8 protein-coding genes are annotated in these 6253 nt (G+C 69.8%); 4 read left to right on the top strand and 4 right to left on the bottom strand.

Annotated features, from left to right (window positions below; all coding sequences use genetic code 11):
* Positions 1–260 precede the first annotated feature (260 nt).
* The 4 genes from QWY84_RS13510 to QWY84_RS13495 form a co-directional block, all read right to left on the bottom strand.
* Positions 261–764, bottom strand: a complete 504-nt coding sequence (locus tag QWY84_RS13510) for a DUF1499 domain-containing protein (RefSeq protein ID WP_290203234.1) — start codon at positions 762–764, stop codon at positions 261–263.
* Between the two features lie 19 nt (positions 765–783).
* Positions 784–1509, bottom strand: coding sequence for an SDR family oxidoreductase (locus QWY84_RS13505; protein ID WP_290203233.1), 726 nt, complete (start codon positions 1507–1509; stop codon positions 784–786).
* Positions 1510–1539: 30 nt separating this feature from the next.
* On the bottom strand, positions 1540–2241 hold the full coding sequence (gpmA, locus tag QWY84_RS13500) for a 2,3-diphosphoglycerate-dependent phosphoglycerate mutase (RefSeq protein WP_353959897.1): 702 nt from the start codon (positions 2239–2241) through the stop codon (positions 1540–1542).
* Positions 2242–2503: 262 nt separating this feature from the next.
* Positions 2504–2953 (bottom strand): YiiD C-terminal domain-containing protein, encoded by a 450-nt coding sequence (locus QWY84_RS13495; RefSeq protein WP_290203231.1) that lies wholly within the window; start codon positions 2951–2953, stop codon positions 2504–2506.
* A 100-nt stretch (positions 2954–3053) separates the two neighbouring features.
* Between QWY84_RS13495 and QWY84_RS13490 the strand changes: the two genes are divergently transcribed.
* The 4 genes from QWY84_RS13490 to QWY84_RS13475 all read left to right on the top strand — a co-directional run bounded on the left by QWY84_RS13490 (position 3054) and on the right by QWY84_RS13475 (position 6239).
* The gene (locus QWY84_RS13490; protein ID WP_290203403.1) at positions 3054–3524 is read left to right on the top strand and encodes a CYTH domain-containing protein; all 471 of its coding nucleotides are present in this window, start codon (positions 3054–3056) and stop codon (positions 3522–3524) included.
* A complete protein-coding gene (locus QWY84_RS13485) occupies positions 3521–4069 on the top strand; it encodes a L,D-transpeptidase family protein (protein ID WP_435372988.1) in 549 nt (182 codons plus the stop codon). The genes QWY84_RS13490 and QWY84_RS13485 overlap by 4 nt, the downstream gene beginning before the upstream one ends.
* The gene (gene nagZ / locus QWY84_RS13480; protein ID WP_290203230.1) at positions 4066–5109 is read left to right on the top strand and encodes a beta-N-acetylhexosaminidase; all 1044 of its coding nucleotides are present in this window, start codon (positions 4066–4068) and stop codon (positions 5107–5109) included. Before QWY84_RS13485 ends, nagZ begins: the two co-directional genes overlap by 4 nt.
* Before the next feature lie 140 nt (positions 5110–5249).
* Positions 5250–6239, top strand: a complete 990-nt coding sequence (locus QWY84_RS13475; protein ID WP_290203229.1) for a serine/threonine protein kinase — start codon at positions 5250–5252, stop codon at positions 6237–6239.
* Positions 6240–6253 lie beyond the last annotated feature (14 nt).

Below are 6253 nucleotides of genomic sequence, written 5' to 3'. Positions count from 1 at the left end.
TGCGTTTCGGGGGTTGTGAGGGAGGGGCTTATGCGTTGCCGGGTTACACTCGTTCGGTGCATTGGTCGCGACTTACGTCGCTCCTACGGCGGGCTGGGAAAGACTTTCCAGAAGCCCGCCGTAGGAGCGACGTAAGTCGCGACCAATGCAATCCAGGAACCCGCCGGCTTACGCTTGCTCTCGGGCCCTGGGGGCAGACCGCAGCGTCAGGTCTAGCGGGATTCCGCCCGGATTGCTTGCCTCTTTCCCCGGTCACGGAATCACTCGGCGGCCGCCATGTGTTGCAGCTCCTGCTCAAGAATACGGCGGAACTTCCTGAGATGCCGTGTGTTCATGGCCAGGTCGGCGCGGCCGATGCGGGAGCTGGCGCGGAAATACAGGGTGCTGAGGCCGTGCTCGGCGCGCCGGACGCGGATGAAGACGTCGTCCTGGAAGCGCAGCAGGGGGGTGGTGGCAACCGCCTGCAGCGCCAGGTTGTCGGCATCGGCGTGCAGGACGCGCCATTCCAGGCGCTCGACGGCGGCGCGGGCCGCGCGCCAGAGCTGCTCCGGCGCGACGGCGTACAGCCGGTTGCGCAGTTCCGGGCGGGCGGCGTCCGCGCGCACTTCCACGGAGTTGGTGGTGACATAGGTCGCCAGCCGCACCAGGGGGCCCGGCGTGTCCATCATGGGCGGCGCGTTGCGGACCAGTGCCCCGGTGACCAGCAGAACCACCAGCAGGACCAGGGCCAGGACGATCTTCAGCAGAGCATTCAGCGCATCCATGCCGTACTCCTCAGGTTGGTTACCAGGGGATGGCCATGCGGTCCTGATAGAAGCCGCCGCTGGGCCCGTCGTCGTCCAGGGTGGCCAGCCAGGTGATGCCGCGCACGGCTTCCACCGGCGCCCGGGGCGCGCTGGTGCCGCCCATGCGCGTGCGCACCCAGCCGGGGCTGACGGAGTTGACCAGGATGTTGTCGCCGCGCACTTCCGCCGCCACGATCCGCGTGAGCGCGTTCAGGGCCACCTTGGACATGCGGTAGGCGGCAAAGGCCCCGCGCATTTCGGACAGCTGGGCCAGGCCGCTGGAGACGTTGACGATGCGCCCGTAGCCGTTGCGCCGCATGATGGGCACGGCCTGCTGGCACAGCCGCAGGGGGCCGTACAGGTTGATCTCCATGCTCTGGCGCAGCTGGTCGAGATCGGTGTCGAACACGCTGGCATGCTGGGGCTGATCGGGGGATCCCTCGGGCATGACGCCGGCGTTGTTGATGAGCACGTCCAGGCGCCCGAGGCGCTCCTCCAGGTACTCGAACAGCCGCAGGCGGCTTTCCTCGCGCTCGACGTCCAGCGGATGGTAGAGCACGTCCAGGCCTTCGCTCTGCAGCTTGTCGGTGGCCGCCTTGCCCTTGATGCCGTCACGGCTGGTGAGCACGACGCGGAAACCGAGGTTGCCGAGCTGGCGTGCGGTCTCGAAGCCGAGACCGCGGTTGGCGCCGCTGATTGCTGCGATGGGCCGGGTGTCGCTCATGACCGTATCCGCTCGCTGGCTGGGTGCGGCTCAGGCGCCGGGCAGCGCCTGATCCCGCAGGTAGTACTCGGACTGCACGCCGAGGCCCTCGTCCAGTTCAAAGACCAGGGGCTGCCCGGTGGGGATCTCGACGCTGGTAATGGCTTCGTCGCTGATCCCCTGGAGATGCTTGACCAGCGCCCGCAGGCTGTTGCCGTGGGCGGCGATGAGTACCGTGTCGTGGGCGCGCAGTGCCGGTGCGATGGTGCTTTGCCAATAGGGCAGCACGCGTTCCAGGGTGTTTTCCAGCGATTCTGTCGCCGGCAGCTCGCCGGCCGGCAGCCCCTGGTAGCGGGGGTCGAAGCGCGGGTGGCGCTCGTCGCTGTCGTCCAGCGGCGGCGGCGGCGTGGCGTAGCTGCGGCGCCAGACGTGAACCTGCTCGTCACCGTACTCGGCGGCCGTCTCAGCCTTGTTGAGGCCGGTCAGGGCGCCGTAGTGGCGCTCGTTGAGGCGCCAGTCCTTGGTGACGGGGATCCACATGGCATCGAGTTCGTCCAGGGCGATCCAGAGGGTGCGGATGGCCCGCTTGAGCACGGAGGTGTAGGCGATGTCGAACCGGTAGCCGTGGGCGCGCAGCAGCTCGCCGGCGGCGCGGGCCTCCTCGCGGCCCTGCTCGGTGAGGTCGACGTCGTACCAGCCGGTGAACCGGTTCTCCAGGTTCCACACGCTTTGTCCGTGCCGGAGCATGACCAGACGTTTCATGGATCGGTTTCCTGTGTTGCCGAAATGACCGGGGATTTTAACAGGGATTCCGTTATTGGAAGCCCTGGTGCCGCTGCCTGACTACGGTCTGTTGATCCGGGGCCGCCTGTTCCGCTGGCAGGGGGTGCTGTCACGGACACGCCGTAAATACATCCATGTAGGCTCGACTGCGGCCGTCCTGGCCGCAGACGGTCCGTGACAGCACCCCCTGCCAGCGGAACAGGCGGCGCAGCTGGCCCAGCGTCATTCCCCGTTAAGCCGCCTTGCCCCTGGCGACGAAGCGGCCGTGGAAGCGGGCGCAGATGTCGTCGCCGCTGACGAGCTCGATGATGAGGTCCACCCGGGCGGCGCTGTTGGTGGCGCGGGCCTTCTCCAGCTCGTGGCGGTGCTCGTCGTTGAGGGTGGCCGTGGCCGCGAGGTCGCCGTGGGCGGGCTGGAGGTAGCGGATCTCGGCGCGGCCGAGGACCAGGTCGGCGGACCACTCGGCCGCGTCGGCCCACAGGCGCAGCAGGCTCCAGCCGGCGAGGCAGGCCAGGGCGTGCTGGCTGCCGGCGAAGACCGTGCCGGCGTGATTGTGGTTCGCCGCCAGGGGCGCGGTGACGCTCACCGAGCGGGTGTCGGCGGCGATGACCCGGACGTCCATGGCGGCGCTCAGGGGGATCTGCTCGTGGAGCAGCGTCTGCAATTGCTGGGACTGGGGCATGGTGAACGTGTCCGTCGGCTTCCGCGTGACGGGGGATACGTTACCATGGGTGTTTCCGTGGCGCCGCCGGGTGGTGCCACCATGGCGACAAGGGGGATTCGTGGCGGCGGAGATCGAGCGCAAGTTCCTGGTCAACGGCGACGCCTGGCGGGCGGACGTGGACCGGTCCATGGTGGTGCGCCAGGGGTATTTCGGCGGCACGGAACGCGCCTCGATCCGGGTCCGGGTCAGCGACGACCGGGCCTGGCTCAATATCAAGAGCGCGACCCTGGGGATCTCGCGCCAGGAGTACGAGTACGAGATTCCCCTCGACGACGCCGAGGAGATGCTGGCCGGCCTGTGCCAGGGACCGCTCATCGAGAAGACCCGCCATTACGTGCGCTACGCCGGGCACCTCTGGGAGATCGACGAGTTCTTCGGGGACAATGCCGGCCTCGTGGTGGCGGAGCTGGAGCTCAGTGACGCCGACGAGCCGTTCCAGTCCCCGGGCTGGCTGGGCGCGGAGGTGTCCGATGACCCGCGCTACTACAACGTCCGGCTCGCCCAGCATCCCTACCGGGAGTGGTCGTGAGCGGCGAGCGGCCGAGCTGGATCCGGGTGTTCCTGGACCGCCAGGAGGCCGAGCTCGTGGCCGGCGATCACACCGTCCGCTATCCGGTCTCCACGGCGGCGAATGGCCCCGGGGAACGGGACGGCTCGTTCTGTACCCCCCGCGGCTGGCACGTCATCCGCGCCCGCATCGGCGCCGGCGCCCCCGAGGGTGCGGTGTTCCGCGGCCGGCGCTGGACCGGCGAGGTCTGGTCGCCGGCGCTGATGGAGCAGCAGCCCGGCCGCGACTGGATTCTCACGCGCATCCTCTGGCTGTGCGGCCGTGAGCCCGGGCGCAATCGCTTCGGCGCCGTGGACACCATGCGGCGCTATATCTATTTCCACGGCTGCCCCGAGACAGTGGCGCTGGGGCAGCCCGGTTCGCGAGGATGCATACGTATGCGTAATGCCGATGTACTGGACCTGTTCCACCGGGCCCCGGCGGGAACGCCGGTGTGGCTGGGCGATGCCGCCGAAGCGCCGGCGGCGCCGCGCGGCGGCGATCTCTCGTGTCGGAGGCAGCGATGACCCCGGGGAAACTGCTGGTGGGGCTGCAGGGCACGGAGCTGACACCGGAGGAGCGGGAGTGGCTCCAGCATCCGCGGGTTGCGGGCACGATCCTGTTCGACCGTAACATCGGCGACCGCGAGCAGCTGTGCGCCCTGACGGCCGACATCCATCGCCAGGGCGCGGAGCCGCCGCTGGTGGCCGTGGACCAGGAGGGCGGCCGGGTACAGCGCATCACCGCGCCGGGGACCGCGCTGCCGCCGATGCGGGCCCTGGGGAGCTGGTACGACCGCAGCGGTGATGACGCCGTGGCCGGCGCGGAGCGGCTGGGCTGGCTGATGGCGGCGGAGTTGCTCACCGCCGGAGTCGACTGGAGCTTCGCGCCGGTGCTGGACCTGGATCGCGGGGTCAGCTCGGTGATCGGGGACCGGGCGTTCCACCACGACCCGGATACGGTCGCGGCCCTGGCCGGGGGCTGGGCGCGCGGCATGCTCGCCGCCGGCATGGCCCCCTGCGGCAAGCACTTCCCGGGGCACGGCGGCGTCGGTGCGGACTCGCACCTGGAGCTGCCGGTGGATGACCGTCCCATTCTGGCGCTCCGCGGCGAGGACATGGTGCCGTTCGAGCGCCTCATCGGCGAGGGTGTCCTGCCCGCGGTCATGACCGCCCACGTGGTCTACTCCCACGTGGACAATCAGCCGGCGAGCTTCTCCGGCACGTGGATTCACCGGATCCTGCGCGAGGAGCTGGATTTCCGGGGCGTCGTGGTGGGCGACGACCTGGGCATGGAGGGCGCGGCCAGCATCGGCGGCTATCCCGCGCGGGCGGAATCCGCGGCCCACGCGGGCTGCGACCTGATCCTGCTGTGCAACGAGCTGGACGCGGTGGCCCCGGTCCTCGATGCGCTCGGCGCCGAGGTGCCGGATGCCAGCCATCGCCGGGTCGATCGTCTGCGCCCGGCCAGGATCCCGGCCGCCGACCTCCAGGCCCTGCAGGGCACCGACGCGTGGCGGCGCGCGCGCGAGCTGGCGGACCGGCTGCAGGATGATGCCGCCGGGTGATCCGGCGTCCTTCGGCACTCCGGGGCCGCGTACCTGTCTCATGGAAGAGCGGCCCCGGCGAATGCCGGCGGCTGACGGCGCTACGATCACGCACGACAACGCCCCGCCGGTACCCCCGGTGAAGGGTCGGGATGACAACCATGGAGCAGCCTGCACTTGAGACACCCTACGATGACCTCGGTCCCGGCACGGTGCTGGATGCCGTGGAGTCGCTCGGCCTGGAGTGTGACGGCTACCTGCTGCCGCTGAACAGCTACGAGAATCGCGTCTACCAGGTCGGCCTGGAGGGGCGCACGCCCATGGTGGGCAAGTTCTACCGCCCGGGCCGGTGGAGCGACGAGGCCATCCTGGAGGAGCACGCGTTCACGCTGGAGCTCCGCGAGCGCGATCTTCCGGTGGTGGCCCCGGAGACGTTCCACGGCACGACTCTCCATCGCTACGCCGGCTACCGCTTCGCGCTGTTCCCGCGCCAGGGCGGGCGGCTGCCGGAGCTGGAGAGCGAGCAGGCGCGGCTGTGGCTCGGCCGGTTTCTCGGCCGGCTGCACCTGGTCGGCGGCATGCGCCCGTTCTCCGCCCGGCCGACGCTGACCGTGGAGGACTTCGGGCACCGGCCCGTGCGCTATATCCGCGAGCAGGGATTGATCCCCGGGGGCCTCGAGGCGTCGTACGCCAGCATCGCCGCCGATGTCCTGGAGCGGGTCGAGGCGGCGTTCGAGCGCGCCGGGGCGTATGCGCCGGTACGCGTCCACGGCGACTGCCATCCCGGCAACATCCTCTGGACCGACGACGGGCCGCACTTCGTCGATCTGGACGACGCCCTGAACGGGCCCGCGATCCAGGATATCTGGATGCTGCTGTCCGGCGACCGCGCGGAAATGACCTTCCAGCTGGACCAGATCCTGGAAGGCTACGAGGACTTCGCCTCCTTCGACCCGCGCGAGCTGCATCTCGTGGAGGCCCTGCGCACCCTGCGCATGCTGCGCTTTTCCTACTGGCTCGCCCTGCGGTGGAATGATCCGGCATTCCCCAGGGCCTTCCCCTGGTTCGGTACCGAGCGCTACTGGGAAGAGCAGATCCTGACACTGCGCGAGCAGGCTGCTCTGCTCGATGAACCGCCCCTGCAGCTGTGAACCGACGAAGGGCC

Source organism: Aquisalimonas lutea, assembly GCF_030409225.1.
GTDB classification, from domain to species: domain Bacteria; phylum Pseudomonadota; class Gammaproteobacteria; order Nitrococcales; family Aquisalimonadaceae; genus Aquisalimonas; species Aquisalimonas lutea.
The sequence above is the reverse complement of the archived record's forward strand: the minus strand, read 5'-3'. Positions and strand labels throughout refer to the sequence as shown.

Coding starts and splice junctions, on each gene's coding strand:
- QWY84_RS13510 (WP_290203234.1), bottom strand. CDS start 764: ATGGATGCGCTGAATGCTCTGCTGAAGATCGTCCTGGCCCTGGTCCTG.
- QWY84_RS13505 (WP_290203233.1), bottom strand. CDS start 1,509: ATGAGCGACACCCGGCCCATCGCAGCAATCAGCGGCGCCAACCGCGGT.
- QWY84_RS13495 (WP_290203231.1), bottom strand. CDS start 2,953: ATGCCCCAGTCCCAGCAATTGCAGACGCTGCTCCACGAGCAGATCCCC.
- nagZ (WP_290203230.1), top strand. CDS start 4,066: ATGACCCCGGGGAAACTGCTGGTGGGGCTGCAGGGCACGGAGCTGACA.
- QWY84_RS13475 (WP_290203229.1), top strand. CDS start 5,250: ATGGAGCAGCCTGCACTTGAGACACCCTACGATGACCTCGGTCCCGGC.